Source organism: Halobacillus litoralis (genome assembly GCF_020524025.1).
GTDB classification, from domain to species: domain Bacteria; phylum Bacillota; class Bacilli; order Bacillales; family Halobacillaceae; genus Halobacillus; species Halobacillus litoralis_D.
Map to the genome: position 1 here is coordinate 1 of NZ_JAIVKN010000005.1, position 18,461 is coordinate 18,461.

19 protein-coding genes and 2 rRNA genes are annotated in these 18,461 nt (G+C 41.6%); 11 read left to right on the top strand and 10 right to left on the bottom strand.

Features of this window, described 5'->3' with window-relative positions; genetic code table 11:
* The 4 genes from LC036_RS16395 to LC036_RS16410 form a co-directional block, all read left to right on the top strand.
* Positions 1–87, top strand: a 23S ribosomal RNA gene (locus LC036_RS16395); the annotation flags it as partial.
* Positions 88–178: 91 nt separating this feature from the next.
* A 5S ribosomal RNA gene (rrf, locus tag LC036_RS16400) occupies positions 179–292 on the top strand.
* A gap of 159 nt (positions 293–451) precedes the next feature.
* Positions 452–1,369 (top strand): DMT family transporter, encoded by a 918-nt coding sequence (locus tag LC036_RS16405; RefSeq protein WP_226585246.1) that lies wholly within the window; start codon positions 452–454, stop codon positions 1,367–1,369.
* Between the two features lie 57 nt (positions 1,370–1,426).
* Positions 1,427–2,584: an AI-2E family transporter gene (locus LC036_RS16410; protein WP_226585248.1), complete on the top strand. Its 1,158-nt coding sequence runs from the start codon at positions 1,427–1,429 to the stop codon at positions 2,582–2,584.
* Between the two features lie 13 nt (positions 2,585–2,597).
* On the opposite strand, the gene LC036_RS16415 is transcribed toward LC036_RS16410, so the two are convergent.
* The 3 genes from LC036_RS16415 to LC036_RS16425 form a co-directional block, all read right to left on the bottom strand.
* Positions 2,598–3,167, bottom strand: coding sequence for a cysteine dioxygenase (locus LC036_RS16415; protein ID WP_226585250.1), 570 nt, complete (start codon positions 3,165–3,167; stop codon positions 2,598–2,600).
* A 21-nt stretch (positions 3,168–3,188) separates the two neighbouring features.
* Positions 3,189–4,094: a DMT family transporter gene (locus LC036_RS16420; RefSeq protein WP_226585252.1), complete on the bottom strand. Its 906-nt coding sequence runs from the start codon at positions 4,092–4,094 to the stop codon at positions 3,189–3,191.
* A gap of 166 nt (positions 4,095–4,260) precedes the next feature.
* Entirely contained in the window at positions 4,261–5,262 is a 1,002-nt protein-coding gene (locus LC036_RS16425; protein WP_226585254.1) for a YeiH family protein, read from the bottom strand.
* 110 nt (positions 5,263–5,372) lie between these two features.
* On the opposite strand from LC036_RS16425, the gene LC036_RS16430 reads away from it, so the two are divergent.
* Positions 5,373–6,272: a LysR family transcriptional regulator gene (locus LC036_RS16430; RefSeq protein WP_226585256.1), complete on the top strand. Its 900-nt coding sequence runs from the start codon at positions 5,373–5,375 to the stop codon at positions 6,270–6,272.
* 94 nt (positions 6,273–6,366) lie between these two features.
* Positions 6,367–6,786, top strand: coding sequence for a GNAT family N-acetyltransferase (locus tag LC036_RS16435; RefSeq protein WP_226585258.1), 420 nt, complete (start codon positions 6,367–6,369; stop codon positions 6,784–6,786).
* A gap of 291 nt (positions 6,787–7,077) precedes the next feature.
* Here LC036_RS16435 and LC036_RS16440 read toward each other — a convergent pair whose 3' ends face one another.
* Positions 7,078–8,289 (bottom strand): MFS transporter, encoded by a 1,212-nt coding sequence (locus tag LC036_RS16440; RefSeq protein WP_226585260.1) that lies wholly within the window; start codon positions 8,287–8,289, stop codon positions 7,078–7,080.
* Positions 8,290–8,397: 108 nt separating this feature from the next.
* Between LC036_RS16440 and LC036_RS16445 the strand changes: the two genes are divergently transcribed.
* Together LC036_RS16445 and LC036_RS16450 are read left to right on the top strand one after the other, a co-directional pair.
* Entirely contained in the window at positions 8,398–9,252 is an 855-nt protein-coding gene (locus tag LC036_RS16445) for a LysR family transcriptional regulator (protein ID WP_226585261.1), read from the top strand.
* Positions 9,253–9,517: 265 nt separating this feature from the next.
* Complete coding sequence (locus LC036_RS16450) at positions 9,518–10,318, top strand: PAS domain-containing protein (protein WP_226585263.1); 801 nt, start codon at positions 9,518–9,520, stop codon at positions 10,316–10,318.
* A 343-nt stretch (positions 10,319–10,661) separates the two neighbouring features.
* Here the strand turns inward: LC036_RS16450 and LC036_RS16455 are convergent, their stop codons facing one another.
* Entirely contained in the window at positions 10,662–11,432 is a 771-nt protein-coding gene (locus LC036_RS16455) for an SDR family NAD(P)-dependent oxidoreductase (protein WP_226585265.1), read from the bottom strand.
* A 290-nt stretch (positions 11,433–11,722) separates the two neighbouring features.
* Between LC036_RS16455 and LC036_RS16460 the strand changes: the two genes are divergently transcribed.
* On the top strand, positions 11,723–12,883 hold the full coding sequence (locus LC036_RS16460) for an acyl-CoA dehydrogenase family protein (RefSeq protein ID WP_226585266.1): 1,161 nt from the start codon (positions 11,723–11,725) through the stop codon (positions 12,881–12,883).
* Between the two features lie 58 nt (positions 12,884–12,941).
* On the opposite strand, the gene LC036_RS16465 is transcribed toward LC036_RS16460, so the two are convergent.
* Both LC036_RS16465 and LC036_RS16470 read right to left on the bottom strand, forming a co-directional pair.
* Entirely contained in the window at positions 12,942–13,466 is a 525-nt protein-coding gene (locus tag LC036_RS16465; protein ID WP_226585268.1) for a type 1 glutamine amidotransferase domain-containing protein, read from the bottom strand.
* A 44-nt stretch (positions 13,467–13,510) separates the two neighbouring features.
* On the bottom strand, positions 13,511–13,897 hold the full coding sequence (locus LC036_RS16470) for a hypothetical protein (protein ID WP_226585270.1): 387 nt from the start codon (positions 13,895–13,897) through the stop codon (positions 13,511–13,513).
* 174 nt (positions 13,898–14,071) lie between these two features.
* Between LC036_RS16470 and LC036_RS16475 the strand changes: the two genes are divergently transcribed.
* Positions 14,072–14,974, top strand: coding sequence for a DUF1002 domain-containing protein (locus LC036_RS16475; protein ID WP_226585272.1), 903 nt, complete (start codon positions 14,072–14,074; stop codon positions 14,972–14,974).
* Between the two features lie 121 nt (positions 14,975–15,095).
* Here LC036_RS16475 and LC036_RS16480 read toward each other — a convergent pair whose 3' ends face one another.
* Positions 15,096–15,677, bottom strand: coding sequence for an SCO family protein (locus tag LC036_RS16480; RefSeq protein WP_226585274.1), 582 nt, complete (start codon positions 15,675–15,677; stop codon positions 15,096–15,098).
* Between the two features lie 178 nt (positions 15,678–15,855).
* Here LC036_RS16480 and LC036_RS16485 point away from each other — a divergent pair, with 178 nt between their 5' ends.
* Entirely contained in the window at positions 15,856–16,620 is a 765-nt protein-coding gene (locus tag LC036_RS16485) for an alpha/beta fold hydrolase (protein ID WP_226585276.1), read from the top strand.
* 51 nt (positions 16,621–16,671) lie between these two features.
* On the opposite strand, the gene LC036_RS16490 is transcribed toward LC036_RS16485, so the two are convergent.
* Together LC036_RS16490 and LC036_RS16495 are read right to left on the bottom strand one after the other, a co-directional pair.
* A complete protein-coding gene (locus tag LC036_RS16490; protein WP_226585278.1) occupies positions 16,672–18,039 on the bottom strand; it encodes a hypothetical protein in 1,368 nt (455 codons plus the stop codon).
* Positions 18,040–18,214: 175 nt separating this feature from the next.
* Positions 18,215–18,385 (bottom strand): hypothetical protein, encoded by a 171-nt coding sequence (locus LC036_RS16495; protein ID WP_226585280.1) that lies wholly within the window; start codon positions 18,383–18,385, stop codon positions 18,215–18,217.
* Between the last annotated feature and the right edge of the window lie 76 nt (positions 18,386–18,461).

The window sequence follows — 18,461 nt, forward strand, 5'->3', positions numbered from 1 at the left end:
TCAGAGACGATGAGGTTGATAGGTCTGAGGTGGAAGCGTGGTGACACGTGGAGCTGACAGATACTAATGGATCGATGACTTATCTATCTGATATATCATCAGTCGTGAAATGATTTTCTTTTTCTTATAAGATGTTTCCTTATCCAGTTTTGAGGGTTCACCTCAAACTTTATATTGATGTGGTGGTGAAGGCGAAGAGGTCACACCTGTTCCCATGCCGAACACAGCAGTTAAGCTCTTCAGCGCCGATGGTAGTCGGGTTTACCCCCGTGAGAGTAGGACGCCGCCACGTCAACAGCAGCCCCTTCAGGATTTTCATCCTGAAGGGGTTTTTGTTTATCTGTTTTTTTCTTTTTTTGAATTCCGAAATGATTGAAGATAGGTGAGCCTTTTGATAAGGTGAACAAGCGCTGTTTATTTATTCCAGTTTTTATTGAAGGGGTTAGAATAGATGAAGTTATATGGTGCTCTTATTACATTAAGTCTAATATGGGGACTGTCTTTTGTTTTTATTGAAACGTTGATTGGCCCTGCCGGTGTATGGGGAACCGTTTTTCTACGGTGTTCAGCTGGAGCTGCTATCCTCATTCCATTACTGATTTGGAAGTGGCAAAAAGGAAACAGGCCCGCAGTAATCCCTTGGAAATCCCTATTTATCGTTGGCTTGTTTAATGCTGGTCTTCCCTGGGGGCTGATCGCTTTAAGCCAAACGGTGTTAACGAGCAACACTACTGCTGTCCTAAATGCTTTAACTCCTATTATGACGGGACTGATCGGATCAATTGCTTTTTCTATTCTGCTAAATAAAAGGCAGTGGGGCGGGATCGTGCTTGGTTTTATCGGGATCATAGTCATCACAGGATTTAATATGCAGGAAATTTTATCAGAAAACTTTATAGGAATTGGTACGATGCTGCTTGCTACTTCCTGTTACGGTTTTGTTTCTCATTATACAAAGAAGCATCTGCAGGGGTTTAATGTTCTTTTATTAACGACAGCAGGTTTATTGGTGGGTGCTGCGGTGGGAGGCCTGGGAATGGTCGTTACAGATCCATTCGCTTTTGAAAGAATGATGGATGCTGACGATATACAGATGTTTCTTTCAGTTATTGGGTTAGGGTGTATAGGTTCTGGCATGGCTCACCTCCTCTATTATTATCTAATTGAAAATGGAGGGCCTGAATTTGCAAGTATGGTCACGTATCTGGTTCCCGTGACAGCGCTGTTCTGGGGGCATGTTCTTCTTGGTGAGCCAGTGACTACTAATTTGATATTTGGACTGATGGTCATATTTGCAGGAGTCTTTTTATCGACAAGGAGAAAGAAAACCAAGGTTAATCCAGTAGGAGAACAAGTCTATCGCGTTTAATTTCCTATGAGTGTGATAGAATATAGACTAATAATGTTGTGTTGAGGGGACATGCAAATGAACCGTTGGGATTCTACGCCGGTGATACGTTTCTTCGGAGGCAGGAAGCTGTTATACCTGTTAGGAATATTACTATTGATCGGTTTAAATTTCTTTGTCTTTACTAGTGTAGGGTTTATCTTCAATCCTTTTCTGATTATTATAGAAACAATCGCACTGCCTTTAATCTTATCTGTTGTCGTATATTATTTACTGAGGCCAGTCATTAACATGCTTGAATCGTGGAAGATTAAGAGAATTTGGGGAATACTGATTACCCTGCTGGCTCTTGTAGGAATTATCACACTGCTTGTTGTGCTTATTATTCCTTTCTTAGAAAAACAGCTCATCAGCTTATCGGAGGAACTCCCCCGCTATTTAGGGGATGTCATTCGATCTGCAGATGATTGGCTGAGAAATTCTATTTTCTCTGTTTATTACACAAATATGTTCCAGGATATTGACGGTATATTAGATCAAATCCCTGATTATATATCTTCCTATGCATCTCAGACTGTTGAGGGAATTACCAGTATTATATCGACGTTAACGAATGTCGTAGTGGCCCTGGTCACGCTTCCGTTCATTCTTTTCTATCTATTAAAGGACGGGCACCGGCTGCCAGCATCGATTATCCGGATCTTTCCTCCGAAAATCCGGCCGGAAGTAGCTAGTGTCTTTAAAGGGATTGACCATCAATTAAGCGCGTATATTCAAGGGCAGATTATCGTCAGCCTTTGTATTGGTGTGATGATGTATATTGGCTTTTTAATCATTGGGTTGGATTATGCCCTGCTTCTTGCTGCAATTGCAAGCGTAACGAGCGTTGTTCCTTACCTGGGACCCGTCATTGCTATCACACCAGCGTTAATTATCTCTATTGTTACATCTCCATTTATGGTGTTGAAACTTTTATTTGTATGGACGGTTGTTCAGCTGTTGGAAGGGAAATTTATCTCGCCTCAAATTATGGGGAAAAGCCTGCATATTCATCCTGTAACGATTATTTTCGTTTTATTAACTGCGGGACACTTGTTTGGCGTGGTAGGAATTATTTTAGGAATTCCAGGGTATGCGATTCTTAAAGTTATCGTTTCCCATATGTTTCGCTGGTTTCAGATTAGATATAATCGTTTTGTTGAAGAAGAAGACCAATATCGAATGAATGAAGAATAAAGAGGAAGCGTGCCTACGCTTCCTCTTTATTCATTTCCTTTTTTAATTTTATTTCCTGGACGAGCTGCCGTTGTTCTTCCGGCCACCATGCACCGCAGTCGCTGGAGACTACGCAGGCTGCACAGGTTTCAAGGTCATATACACGCATCCCGCGAATAGGTGGAGAATATAGGTGCAGAGTAACGAGATCATGTTCTCCCTTTCTCCCCATTTTATGAATGCCTCCTTCAGGTGCGAAGAAGAGACTCCCTTTTTCTTTGAATTCTGTGTAAAGGGGGAGAGGGAGTGTCTCTCCCTCTGCTTGATAAATTGTCTGTTTTGTCTCTCCGTTCATGACCTGAATCCATCCGGTCGAATGACCGTGATCGTGTGGAGCACAATCGATATCCGCCCAATTCATAACAATCATCTCAACCTCATCATCTTCATAGATCATCTGTCGATAGTAGGGTTTGTCGTCAGGATCTTTTAAGTAAGGCTGCAGTTCTTCTAAAGTGATATTCAATTTTATGAACGTATCTTTAAGTGATTGGGGTGTGTACGTATCCAGTGCTTGAAAAGCTTCTTTTACCCTGTTCTTCATAGACATGGGTAGACTCCTCTCTTATCTATGGGTTTTGTTTAACGATATTCTTTCCTGAACAAGCATGACACCAAGAATAATGAAAGAACCCCCAACAAGTGAAGTGGCAATAAATTTTTCGTGTAAAAGGATTATTGCGGCGATAAGAGTGGCTAGAGGCTCTAAATAAAGAAAGACAGACACTTGTGAGGCCTGCATAACTTCAAGGGCTTTAGCCCAGTACCAATAAGCTATCGCCGATACAAAGATACCTAGAAAAAGCAAATGGGCCCAATGGTTTGCTTCCAATGTGATGAGCTGGTCAAATCCACGATTTCTTATGAAAAAGGGAAAGGTAAGGGTTAACCCGGTGACGCTCATGTAAAAGGTGAGCACTACGGACGGTATAGGAATAGCGAGCTTCTTCAAAAGGACAGAATAGACCGCCCAGTTTAATGTACTTAAAATCATAAGGAAATATCCGATCCCCCATGTGAAATTAAGAGGCTGCCCGCTTCCGATGGTTGTGATAATAAATACACCTCCAACGGCAGCTGTCATCCCCATTCCTTTACTGAAACTCATTTTTTCCTGTAGGAAGAGAAGCGATAAAATCACTGTAAAGATTGGTGAAAAAGCAATAAGCCATCCAGCATCAGAAGCATAAATCGTAAGCAAAGCTGTTGCTTGAATAACCTGATGAATAAACACTCCCAATATGCCGAGAATTAATAAGTGCGGGAGATACTTTATATTTATTTTTAAAGGGTATTTAAATAGAAGGGCCAGGATTAATAAAAATAACGAACCAATTCCGAAACGTAGAACTAAAAGAGAGAAAGGGTCCATTTTTTCCAGGACGGCTTTCGTAGAAACAAAGGAAACACCCCAGAAAGTAATGGATGCAAGGGCATACAAGGAGGCGCGAAATCTTAGAGGAGAGTTCATTGATCAAGTCCTTCCCGGCATAAAGTCTTCTTAAAACTATATGCAGCAAAAGGACAAGCATATGTCAGTCTTACTATTATCTATGGTAACAAAAGGGAGGGATAAGGATTTGCCCTTCGACAGAAGTTCTTAATTCCAGACAAAAACTCCCCACAAGTGTGAGGAGTTAGACAATAACATATGTGAAAAAAGATAAGAGTACCGACGTCAAAATTAACAATATCATTGGTTTTAATGCACGTTGTTTTACATCTTTCAGGCTGACACTTAAACCAAGACCGACCATCGCCATGGTAAGAATGAATGATGTTAATAGTGATATCCTACTCATGATGATTTCAGGAATGGTAAATAAAGTTCCATCCACGTAGCTTCCAAACAGGCTCATCAATACAAACCCAACGAGGAACCATGGGAAGGTAATGGAGGAATGAGAATCCTGATTCTTCCTTTTCATAACCCATAAAAGCAGAAGGCTGACAGGAACGAGAAGAAAGACGCGGCCAAGTTTAGCGAGTATGGCCATAGCAAGGCCGTCGTCACCAGCGGGCTGTCCGGCGAGTGCTACATTAGCAACTTCGTGGAGGCTCAGTCCTGCCCATATGCCATAGGTTTCTGCATCGACAGGTAGAAATGGGCGGATAATGGTATAAGCAATAGCAAACAATGTACCCACAATAGAAATAACCCCGGCGCTGATCGCTGTGTCTTCTTCTTTGGCATTCAGAATCGGCGAGACAGCAGCAATGGCTGAAGCTCCACAAATCCCTGTTCCTATGCCAAGTAAGGTCATCATGGAAAGATCCGCTTTGAATACTTTTGCAAATAAGTACATAAGGCCGATGGAAAAAATGATAAGGAGAACACCTCGGAACAAAAGGGGGAGTCCTTCATTTAAAATGACATTAATATTTAACTTTAAACCGAACAGGATAATTGCAAGTCGTAATAATTTCTTTGCTGAAAATCGAATCCCTGCTTCAATGCCTTCAGGATAACCGAAAAAGTGACGGTACAATACAGCAAGTAGAATAGCCGCTGCAAGTGGTCCCACTTGATTAATGATGGGAAGCATAGCTAATAAAAAACCGATGGCTGCAAACAGGGCAGTGAACCCGATTCCGGCGAATAAAGCTCGTGAAGGTGTCTGGTTGAATATAAGCTTCATAGTTGTAACCTCCTTTAATCACCTTTTTAATCTTACTCTTCGACTATCCATTAGTAAAATGAAACATTATAATGATAAAAATAGGATTTTTAAATGATTGGATGGATCATATGGACTTAGAAGCTATGAAAACCTATATTACTGCTGTAGATGAGAAGAGTTTCACACGCGCCTCAGAAATCTTGAATCTTTCCCAGCCTACGGTCAGTGCCCATATCCGTAATTTAGAAAAAGTGTTTCAAACGACTTTAATTGACCGTTCCCCGAAACGTTTCATTTTGACGCAGACAGGAGAACTTGTCTATAAACGATCAAGACAGGTTCTTGGAGTTATAGAAAAAGCAAAAAATGAGGTACTTGAATATCATGGGAAGCTGCGAGGAAGTATTCATATTGGAGCCAGTTACACTGTTGGTGAATATATTCTTCCGTCCATACTGAAGTCTTTTGATGAAGAATACCCTAATATTGAGTTGAATGTTGAAATTGCAAACTCAGAAAAAATCAACAGAGAGGTACAGCTTCATCAATTGGATGTAGGTCTTGTCGAGGGAAGGGTGGCTGATCAAGGTTTATCCTCATTTCCATTTATGAAAGATGAAATGGTTGTGATTGTCCCTTCTGATCACGCATTGAGGAGATGTACAACCGTATCATTTGAAGATCTCCAGGATCACACATGGATTACAAGGGAAGACGGATCAGGTACCCGTGCAATGATGGACTCTATGTTGGAATCATTTAATATACGTCCAAAGAAGACGATTACCATTGGGAGCAATCATGGGGTGGTCCAGGGAGTGAAAGAAGGTCTCGGCCTTTCCTTCATCTCAAAAACGGTTGTGGAGCACACAGGGGCTGACGCGTTGATTATGGAACTCCCCTACATTCAGTCGGCAACCCGTTATTTCTCACTGGTCACTCCAATCAACGAAGAAGAAATTACGGAGCATGTTAATGTTTTTATTAAGCAGATGGACCGCCTTTTTAAATTGTCGAAAAATTTATAAGTGTATCCTCTCTAAACTTTGTTAAGATGGAAAGGAGAGATTTCAACTGGACATTTTACCATTACAAAAGGAAGAGATCAGTGACGCAGTCGGTATGTCCCTACAGACAATCAGGGCAGTTGAACCGGGTTTATACAACTCTGTTCAATTAAATGCCTGGTTTTCTTCATTAAAAGAAAACCCATCTGTATATCAACGTTTAAAGAATGCTTATTCTCTGGCAGCAAAAGAGGATGGTCATATCATAGGAATGGCAAGTCTGTTGGACGGAGACCTTATTGATTTTCTTTATATCCATAAAGACTACCAACGTCATGGGATTGCAACAGAGTTATTAAATCGTCTGGAAAAGAAGGCTTTGGAAAAAGGAAATATTGAGGTTTATACAGAAGCCAGTTTAATAGCAGTCCCCTTTTTTAAGAAGAGAGGATACCATGAAAAGCTTGTACAAACAAAGTACATCAAAGGAATATCCATAAAAAATGTCCAAATGTGTAGAAAAGTGAATAATTAGTCGTTGTAAGGGGTATGGTGCATTATAAGTCAAATGAAACGCTTTGAGGACTGAATCGTACGTATAGTAGGTGGAGTATGAAGTGCTGTTTCTATGCTAAATCTTATTTCAAATACTGAGGTGAAAACATGCAGAGACTAGACCAGATTGTCGACTATTTTAAGACGCTGGGAGTAGAGGTGGAAAAGGTGTATCGTACGCCTAAGGAAGAGACGAGATAAGCAGAGACGAAAACATACATGACACAAGGCAGACTTCATGAGGGAAGCCTGCCTTTTTCCTTGCAATCTTTTATGCGGTGCTGCGTTTTGTTATGGCAGCAAAAGACGGATTTTTCGACTGAAAGACGGCCCGGATAACCCCTATACATACCGGTACTGTTAATAATAGGAATACGTTGGCGGGCCCCCCGGAGGCAGCAATAAATCCGAAAAAGGGACCGGTGAGGACAATAGATGTTTGGTTGCACAGCATACGGAAACTCGACATCCTTCCGTGGAAATGAGGATCTGTCCCCATTTGTTGAATAGACTGTAATAAGGCACGCACAAATGATGTACCTATACCAATGAATAAAAAACCAAGGAGAGAACTCCATAAATTCTGTGACAACCCGACAGTAATCAACCCACCTCCAGTCAGTGAAAGTGACCAGACTGCCACATAATTTCTGCACTTTGCCCACCACCATGTGCCAAGTAAACCGGCAAGCACTCCGCCTATTGAAAATGTACTATCAAGTAAACCATACACTACCGAATTCTGTTGAAGGTGGGCACTTGTATAAACACTTAGAAAGCCCAGGGTAGTGTGGAAAGTCAGTTGTCCAAGCATTAACATTAGAAACAATCCATAAAGCATCTGATGATGATGAAGATATATAAATCCTTCTTTCATCTCTTTGAAAAAAGAGGTTGATGGTTGATGGGGGTGGTGAAGTATAGACTTGTATGACAGTGGCATAACCGTTAGTGAAGCTAGAGCATAGATAAGAATGACTATCCCGATGGACGCAGCTGCAGGAAGGAACCCCGCCAGTACACCTCCTGCAGCTGCCCCGCACAAACTTCCGGTAATGGTTGCGGAACCGGACCAGGAGAAAATGCGTGGGAGGTCTTCGCTTTCAAATACTTCTGCTACCAGCGCCTGCAGGGAAGGACGAAACAAAGAACCTGCCGTCTGCAGCAGCATATGGCTGCCAATTATAATCCACGCCTGTATCCAATCTCCAAGAAAAAAACAAAGCAGTAGGATGAGGGTAATCGTACTGGAAAAACCCGCGATAAGAGCAAGACGTTTGCGGTTTGTACGATCGACAAGCACACCAAATACAAGATTGGTAAAGAGACCGGGAAGAAATCCAAAACTAACTAAAAACCCGGTATAGATAGCGTCCTGTGTCCACTGATATAAGAACCACGAAATGAAAACAAAGTACATCGCACGTCCACATTCATAAAGAAAATAGCTGCTAAGAAACCAACGGATATTTGCACGTTTCATATGTCCTGATCTCCTTTCCTCTCTATAAATGCTATGCCATTTATAGAGATTTGTATAATATTGCATTATAATAAAAAGTGATAATAATTGGTTATAGGGGGTTGGAGGATGAGAATTGAAGACTATCAGCTGCTTCTTGATCTAAATGATTGCAAAACGATTCGGTCCACAGCCAAGAAGATTCTCATTTCGCAGCCTGCGTTAACCCAGCGTTTGAAATACATAGAAGATTATTTGGAAGGAATTATTTTTTTGCGGACTCCGAAGAAGTTGGTGCTGACGCCTTTTGGAGAACTTGTTGTAAGTCATGCCAAACAAGTCGTAGAAAAGGAGGCAGAGCTGCGCAACCGTCTGTCTACAGCTAAAGGAAAAGTAGCAGGGACGCTTTTCATTGGTGCTTCTTCTTTATACAGTCAACATTTTCTTCCACAAATCCTTCAATCATTTACAAAAAAGTATCCAGAAGTCACGATTGATCTTGTAACAGGTGTTAGTGAAGAGATACGTCAGTCAGCTTCTTCGTTTCATGTATGTATCGTAAGGGGAGATCCGCTGAAGGACTATTCATCGATTCATCTTCTGGATGATCCTCTTTATTTGTTTGATTACACTTCACTAACATTTCCGTCAGATCGCCCTTTTATAGAATTTAAGAGTGACCCGGATTTTCAAAGGTTGATAGAGTCATGGGTGAGCGTTCATAAGGCCATTCCTTTTAAACGTTCTATCAGGGTAGACCATTTTGAAACGGCTAAACAGATGATGAAACATGGGCTGGGGATGACCGTTCTGCCTGCGAGCATTAGTGAAGAAGAAAGGGATCTGTATCCAAATGTTCCTTTAACGTTACATGGGGAGCCTGTAGTTCGAGAGGCCTGGGCGTGTATGAAGAGGGAAGTTGCAGAACTTCCTCAAGTGGCAGCTTTTGTTTCACACCTGAAAGAGATCAAAGGGAAGTTATGAAGACAGGCTCATAGAATCCCTAAGGAAGAATTGCTGATCATTGAAACATGAAATTCTCAGAGATTATTACATAATCGGGAGTGATTCTATCAATGTTATGGAATCATTGTTATTAGAGATACCAAAAAAAATAAAAAACACAGAGCAAAACTCCATGTTCTTACATGAAATTCAGGTACGGGTATATAGGTGTTCACTTGCGCAATGAACGCTATTCATTTTATTATAAAAGTATTCATTCCAATTCAAAAGGGGATTGATAACCTTGAATGAACTGTCATTTGCGAGATTAGAAGAAATCCAGCAAAATGAATTTATTAAAGCGGCGATTGATCGAGTTGGTGCGGGGGTCGTCATAACAGATCCAGAACAAGAAGATAATCCTATGATATACTGCAATAAAGGTTTTCAGGATATGACCGGCTACTCCCCTGAAGAAATTCTCGGAAGGAACTGCCGTTTTTTACAAGGGGAAGATACAAGTCCTAAACAAGTAGAGCGGATCAGAAAGGGTCTGGAACAACAGGAGCCGACGCAGGTAGAAATTAAAAACTACCGTAAAGATGGTTCAATGTTCTGGAATGAACTGCAAATATTCCCTGTCTATATCTCCCACATGGACCAAACCTATTTTGTAGGGGTTCAAAAGGATGTCACTTATCGACGTGAACAGGAAGAGTTGATCGGTCATTATTTGTCAGAAGTGAAGCGTCTCTCTACACCAATTGTCCCGGTAGGAGATAACATTTCTGTCCTTCCTCTTGTAGGAACAATTGATGATGAACGCCTTCAGCAGATGCTTGAAGCGGTCAGCCATCATGTGAAAGAAACAAAAGAGGACTACCTGATTATGGATATGTCAGCTGTCCACTCTTATAATGAGGCCGTACATATGGGGATTTATCAAATGAATCAGCTGCTGAACCTGATGGGAACGACGCTCGTAATTACCGGAATCAAGCCGACGTTTGCTATTCAAAGTGCTCCCTATGCGGATTTTAGTGAACTTTCATTGCAAACCTACGCTTCTGTCAAACAAGCACTCCAAACGCTTCAAAGAAAATAAGTATCAATAAATCCGGCCTGGTAAAAAATTAGCTTTTGCTTTAAATCGTTCTACACCGTCTCTCTTTAATCAACACCTTATACGTCTGAGGACACATGGAAGGGAGTGAGGAGGCTCGACACATCGCTCGTGGAAAGCGGGTCTTTCCCGAGGCACTCCCTCATTTCAACAAACGTAACGTCCCATCCAAATGAATATGTCTCAGCTTCTAGTCTTCCATAAAAGGGGACTTATAACGGAACAATTAAAAAATCAACATCAGACTTTACCAGAGCCAAAATAATAGAAAGAACCCCTTATCATAAATAAGGGGTTCTTTCTATTTGAGAAATACTCTGATTACTTAAGAGTCACTGTTTCTGCTTCGATCTGCATAAGGGTAAATTGGCCTTCTAAGGTTAAATTCATAGGATTGACCGTCTACAATTCCGACGACTTGATCACTATCGTAAAGGTCCATCATAAAATCAGCCATTTCTTTAGCTGTATGATATTGCGGGACTGATTCATTATAACTAAAACTTTCTACATCCAATGATCGTTCCGCAAATTCTGTTTCTGTAGCGGCTGGTGCCAGGACTTTAGCTTTCAATTGAGCTCCTTTTGATTGAAGCTCCTGAGCGAGCCCCTCAGTAAAGGCACTGACGAAGAATTTTGTTGCACAATAAGTGACAGCATCTGCAACGACCGTGTAACCTCCTCCAGAGGAAACATTTATCAGTTGAGCTCCCTCGACATCCGAATAATCACGTACGTAAAGCGTAGAAAGAATAGTAAGCGCTTCGTTGTTTAAACGCAGCATGCTCTCAATTTTTTTCAGATTTTGATCTCCAACAGAGTCAAAGTTTCCGAAACCTGCGTTGTTAATCCATGTTTCAATAGAGTATTCCTTCAAACTTTCGTATAGATCGTAAACTTCATGGTTAATAGATAAGTCTGCCAGGTGAATCTCTACATTCACCTCGTCATTGATTTTGTGGATCTCTTCTTTCAGCTTCTTCAGTTTCTCTTCTCTTCGAGCGGTAAGAATTAAATTTTTCCCTTTCGATGCAAAAGCCAGTGCTGTTTCATAACCAATGCCTGAGCTTGCTCCTGTAATAACTGTATACTTCATGTTTCTCCTCCTTGAATAAAGATAGTTGTATCTTACCCTCTATAGGTTTCTTTCACGCAGATGGATTGGTGGTTGAGGAAATCATTCGTATAAATATAGTCCTGCAGCTGCCATATTAAGTAGTAGTGCTTGAAGGAGTAAGCGAAGATAGACCTTAAGCATAAACTGGTCATAAGAGAAAGGAAGCATACATAGGAGTTATGTTTAGCGTATTGAAAATGCAAGGCATTGGCTTCATCCCGACTAGTCAGGTATGATTTATATATAAATTGGAAGCAGGAGTGGTTCAGATGACAGGTATGATTGAAAACTGGATCAAAAATGATCGACAAAAAAAGATGTTTGACAAGGCAGAGAGAATTTCAAATGAAGCACGGAAGCATGTGCAAGAAACAGACCGTCAGGCCGCTTTCTCACATGAAACGTTGAAAGTCATCAAAGAGGAAGGGTACCCGTCTCTTGCTCTTCCTGTGGATGAAGGTGGAGCTGGTCTTTCTTTATATGAATTACTGCTTCTACAGGAGAAAGTTGCTGAAGGAGACGGTTCTACAGCTTTATCCATCGGCTGGCATATGGGGGTCATGATGGAGCTTTCTCAGGAACAGCTTTGGGAAGAGGCGGCATATAACAGGATTGTCAAAGAAGTGACCGGCCGACAAAAGGTGGTTAACCGGGCAGCTACAGAACCTGCGACAGGAAGTCCGACAAGAGGAGGCGTCCCGGAAACAACAGCAGTGAAACGTGAGAATCGCTATATTATCAATGGAAGAAAGTCATTCACTTCAATGGCAGAGCACCTGGATTATTACATCGTGTCTGCGTATATCGAGGATAAGGATACAGTCGGATGGTTCTTGATCGATCGTCATCATCCGGGTCTTTCTGTTGAAAAGACATGGGACACTCTTGGCATGCGGGGAACAGGTAGTGACGATCTTGTTATGAAAGATGTAGAGCTTAATGAAGAGGACTTAGTGGAGCTAAAGGGAGAAGGGAAATCCCCTGCGAAGGGGTGGCTTCTTCATATCCCTGCTTGTTACTTGGGGATTGCTGTTGCAGCACGTAATGATGCTATTGCCTTTGCGAAGGAATTTCAGCCTAACAGCCTTGATACACCCATTTCAGAAGTTCATCACATACAAGATAAGATTGGTGAGATGGAATGGAAGCTGATGCAGGCACATGAATTCCTTTACTCTGTTGCAAGAAGATGGGATGAGGAACCTGAAAATAGAGGGAAAATAGGGGCAGATCTTGGAGCTGTAAAGCTTGCTGTTACAAATACTGCCAACGAAGTGGTGGATCTTGCCATGCGCATTGCCGGAGGCCGCGGGTTATCTAAAAAATTTCCATTTGAAAAATATTACCGTGATGTACGTGCCGGTCTTCACAATCCACCAATGGATGATGCTGTAGTAAGCATGCTTGCGAAGAAAGCCTTGGAAGAGTAGAAATAGCAAAAGCGCTCAGGGGCGGGTCACTTAATGACCGCCCCTGAGCGCTTTTGGTTTACTGGTCTGCCAGTAAGTCTGTAAATGCTTTCGCATAAGGAGGAAGATCTGGTGGACGGCGGGCAGAAACAAGGTGTTCATCCTGAACAACTGCTTCGTCATACCATGTTGCACCTGCGTTGGTCATATCATCTTTAATACCTGGAGTACTTGTAACTTTTCTTCCTTTTAATATATCGGCGGAAATAAGTACCCAGCCTGCATGACAAATTTGTCCAATTGGCTTGCGATGTTCATCCATATGGCGAACCATATTCAAAACTTTATCGTAACGGCGGAGCTTGTCTGGAGACCAACCTCCCGGAACAAGAATTCCATCGTAATCAGCAGGGTCAATGTCTTCAAAGGCATAGTCGGACTTAGCTGGAACGCCATATTTGCCTGGATATTCAACACCTGCTTCTTCACCCACAAGGTGAACAGTGGCTCCTTCTTCCTGTAGTCGCAGGAGCGGGTACCATAATTCAAGATCTTCGAAATCTTTGCTTACAAGCGCAATAATTTTTTTCTCACTTAAACGCATAAACTACCTCCTTTTCCTTGTACTATGTTCATTCTATCAAACGATTATGTTGGTTTCGAATCTTTGGATACCACCAGTACCCACCAGATGAGCAAAGGCTGAAAAAGCGGGCGGATCCAAAGGGCTGTCTGGCTGGCTTCTTCACTCCAGGGAGCTGGGACCCCATTTATAGCTGCATAAATGTTCGCTGGCAGAACAATGACTAAAAAGGCAGCGGTCGCTATTCCAGCGGCTCTTCGTGTTTGAGGGAACAAAAGGAGTAAAGAAAGCAGCCATTCAGTAATCCCTGTGATATATACGATTTCCAACTTAAGCGGTACCCAGGCAGGAAGCATACGTGCGAACCCATGATCATACAGGAAATGAGTGATTCCTGCGTAGAAGAAAGCGGCGGCAAAAAGAAAAAGACCTATTTTTCTAAGTATCTTCAAAAGATCCCATCCCTTCAATATGTAATAAGGAAAATGAAACTTTTCCTTTAACTCGTACGTCTAATTAATCAACCCTGCCTATAGGAGATAATGGAGCAGGCAGGTATAATGAATGAGAGGTTCCGATCATCTGATGACCCAGGAACCAACCATGTTCATAAGGGGTGCGAGATTATGAAAAAACGTTTCGGTTTATGGCTGATGACTGCTGTCCTGATTATGGCGGCCTTCTTTCCGTCAAGCATTTTTGCTTCTACGGGTGATCAAGGCATTAATGAAAAACTAGGTGTTCCCATTGTTGTTTATGGAGCGGCTCTATCTGAATCTCAAAGGTCTAAGGTGACAGAGCTTCTAGAAGTTGATCAGCATGCTGAGGTAGATGAATTCTCCGTGAATGGTCAGGATCTTGCCAATTATATCGGGGGCAACCCGAATTCGAATATGTACTCATCTGTAAAAATTGTTCATAAGGACAATGGATCCGGGTTGAGTGTTGATATTGTAACACCAGATAACATAACACAGGTTACAAAAGAAATGTACACAAATGCCTTACTGACAGCAGGTGTTGAAAATGCAGAGGTACTTGTTGCTTCTTCTGTGAAGGTCAGTGGACATTCGGCACTTACAGGAATTTATAAAGCCTATGATGCCAAAGGTGTAAAATTGGATGAAGAACGAATGAAAGTAGCCAGTGATGAACTGGATATAGCTACAGATATTGCCGAAGAACAAGGCATCGACCGGGATAAAATCAGTGAGCTGTTAACTGAAATTAAAAAAGCCATTGCAGAACAGGACCCCGCCACTAAAGAAGAAGTGGAACAGATTGTCCAGGAGCAGCTGCAATCATTGAATATAGAATTAAGTGAAGAGGACCGCCAACGCTTGATTGACCTGTTTGAGCAGATGAGAAGCTTGAATATTAACTTCGATCAAGTACAAAACCAGTTAGAGGATCTAACTGGAAGTATACAGGACTTAATTAATGATGACGGATTTTGGAACAGTCTTCGTAATGCTGTGCAAAACTTCTTTAATTCACTTATTAATTTTATCAAATCCTTGTTTAATTAACACGGATGAACGTCCACAGGTGAAATATCATTCAGTGTCCGTCTCAACCGGATTTAAACTGAATTTAAAAGCAGATTATATAAAAAAAGACCCTCACTCCAAGGCGGAGCGGGGGTCTTTCTCAGTCAGCGGCCACTGTTTTGGCGTCTTCTACGATCTGTTCAACAGGCACATTTGTGTCTCCTTTATATTTCTTCAAGACGGTGCCGTCTTTTCCGACTAAGTAAAAAGCAGATCCGTGAACGACCTGGTCGTTCCCTTCTGTTTTCTGCGCAGCTGTTTTAAAACTTTCTTTCGCAAAGCTGGCAATCTCCTCCTGTGTGTATTCCGTTACAAAGGTCCAGTTGCTGTAATCAACACCATACTTATTGCCGAACTCTTTTAAAACATCTGGTTGATCCACAGTCGGGTCTACACTAAACGATACAATTTCAACGTTCACACCTTCTTTATTCAACTTTTCTTGAATATTAACCATGTTTCTCGTCATAGGAGGACAAACCGTTGTACAACTCGTGAAAATGAAGTCAGCGAGCCATACCTCCCCTTCCAGATCGTCGGTTGAGAAAGGTTCCCCATCCTGGGTTGTTGCTTCAAAAGATTGTACTTCCCATCCTAAAGTATTTTCAAGTTCGTTGGATCCACAGGCTCCTAAAAAGATGGCCGTAGCTATGAACCCAATAATGAGCATATATCGTTTCATAAGCTTCCCCTTCCGCACTTTATTCTATATGGACTAGTTTACTCGTCCTGAAAAGAAGGTGTCAATCTGTCCCGGGTTAATTCGGAATTTGGACATATTTAAAAAGAACGGGTACATAATTTAAATCAATGCAGGGGAGGATAAGGGTCCATGAATATCGAGTAGGGGATGACACGTCATGCCATTTTTCACAGAACAAAAAGCAGGTAAGCAATTGTTTTATGACGATCGCGGAAGTGGAGAGGCGATTCTTTTTATCCATCCTCCCGGCATGGGGAGGAAGGTATTTAAAATGCAGCACGATTTGGCAAGGAAATATCGTGTGATTTTTCCGGATTTGAGTGGAAACGGTGATTCAGATACGATTACTCAATCTCCGGATATCTCCTGGTATGCGCGTGAGGTTGTCCAACTGCTGGACCACCTCCGGTTAGATCGTGTCATTATTGTCGGTTATTCCTGCGGAGGGATGGTCGCTCAAGAGTTTGCTTTAAATTATCCAGAACGGACAAAAGCTGTAATTCTGGCAGGGGGATTTCCAAAAGTAGATACGGGAGGATTGAGATTTGAGTTTTTAGCAGGTATGTACTGGTTGGAAAAAAGCCCCGAAACACTCGCCAAACTACTCAGTCATTCTCATTTTAAAGACGCTGATATTAAGCGGGATTTAAATGAACATATGGCCAAATCAGATCCCCGTGTATGGTATTCTTTCTATAATCGAGCTCTTCATTATGACTGCAGCAGGCGGCTGGATCGCTTGAAAGCTCCGTTACTGCTTGTATACGGAAACAAAGAGTTTTGGATTAATGAACATGCCAAATTTTATCGTCGTCATACTGATGCCAAAATGGTAGTAATTGAACATGCCTACCATCAGACTCCTGCGACTCATTATGACCGCTTTAATGAAGCAGCCGATGAATTTATCCAGAGTTTATAAAAACAGCAGAAGCTCCTCGGCCTCTGCTGTTTTTATTGTTGAAATTTTGCTTTAGTTCAATTCGAATCGTTGGTTCAAATCGCGCGAAAAGACCATTTTATTAACGGTAACTTTAAGTGTTGACGAATTTTTAAATTTCTTTGCATGGAAGTTGATATCACTTCGGTTATCATGACCATACAATTCCCCTTTGGCGGTCAGACCGTCATTACTTTCTATACTTACACCTTTGATTTCGTGTTCCTGGGAATAGTTGTAGGCGTTGAATGGAGCTCCAATTAACTTTTCCTTTTGTTCATATTCATGTGGATTGTAGTTAAGCTGAAGACTCATATGCTCACTATTATGCAAGTCTATCCGGTTGAGCATAATGTCTGTTTCATGTGCTTCTCCAACTTTTTTATCCATGATGTCTGATGCATTTGTAAATGTTTCAAATTGCGTCAGGTCTACATTAAAGGAATAAGGGCGGTCCTCGCGAAGGTGAACAGAATCAATGACTAAAGAGATATCCTCTGGAACTTCTTTAACAGGCTGAAACCACCCTTCATAGACCTGATCTTCTTTTTCATTGTAGATGCGGGCAATAGGAATCTCTCTGCCGTCTTTGGTCTCCAGGTGTGCTTCTATGGTTTCATTGAACGTCACACCTTCTCCCTTGATTTTCATTTTTATCCTGCTGACATTCACTTTAAGCTCGACTTCCAAAGGCTCAATAACCAGCCCGTTATTGGAATAGACATCTTCAGAAGTGTACGTTTGAACGCTGTGTGCTTCTTTGTCATGGAAGTATCGAATAGGCATAGCTTCCGAACGGATGGTTGATCCATCTATACGCAGGTCCAGGGATGTTGGAATAGTCTGGTCATAGTCTTTATCCAGCATGGTCTGTTGGTAATCCCAATTTTCTGTAATTCCAGGTGTCTGAATAACACCATACAATCTGTTCTCAAACAGAATGATTTCTTTGGAATATATGTGATTGGAGTGGGTTTGAAAGGTCTCTTCTGTTGTATCTTCTGTTTTATCAATATGAACGGCCTCAAGGGTAGGGAGATTGTAAACAGGGCTGTTCTCCCCATCCATTAAAGCGGACAGGTCAAGGCTGTAAAAGAGGTGAATGGTTTGTCCACTGTGCCATACTTCGTTAATCTGCATTCGTCCATTTCGTTTTGGCAGGACAGCGGATTGTTGAGGAAGAGTAGTTAATCCCTCCTTGCGGGCAAGGGAAAGCCCTGGAATTTTGTCTTCGAAAAATTGGTTTACCTCTTCAAACGTCTCTGCTTTTTTCCATGTACCCGGTATATTTTCCATATCAACGGACTCAGCCTTCCTCATTGGCTGGGACGTTTCATTGTTGGTCAGCTTTCCTTTACTGTCACTAGTAAAGACGTAAATACCCGCAGCGAAAATAATCATCGATATGACAATAATCCACGATTTCTTTTTACTGGTGCTTTTTTTCATATGTAAATAAAATCCTTTCTATTCATTGAATACTTGTTTGGGAAAGATATCTCAATCCACCTTCTATAATAACAGAATATTCAGATGAATAAGAGGGCATAAAAATAACCTGCGCAGATAACGCAGGTTATTCCGGGTGGTCTGAGTAGTGGTGGTACATAGCATCACTTTCTGAATGGTCTTCACTATCTTCTCTCTGGTGTGAAAATGCCTGGTTGTACCGCATCGGTTTATTAAATATTTGAGCCATTTCATTGGTTTGTTCTACTGTTCCACGTCTTGTTTTCTTTTCTGTCATAAACGATTCCTCCTTTTAAGGTAGTCTTCCTTAATAGCAAAGAATTAAACTCTTTTATGATTCACCCAGAGTTGAA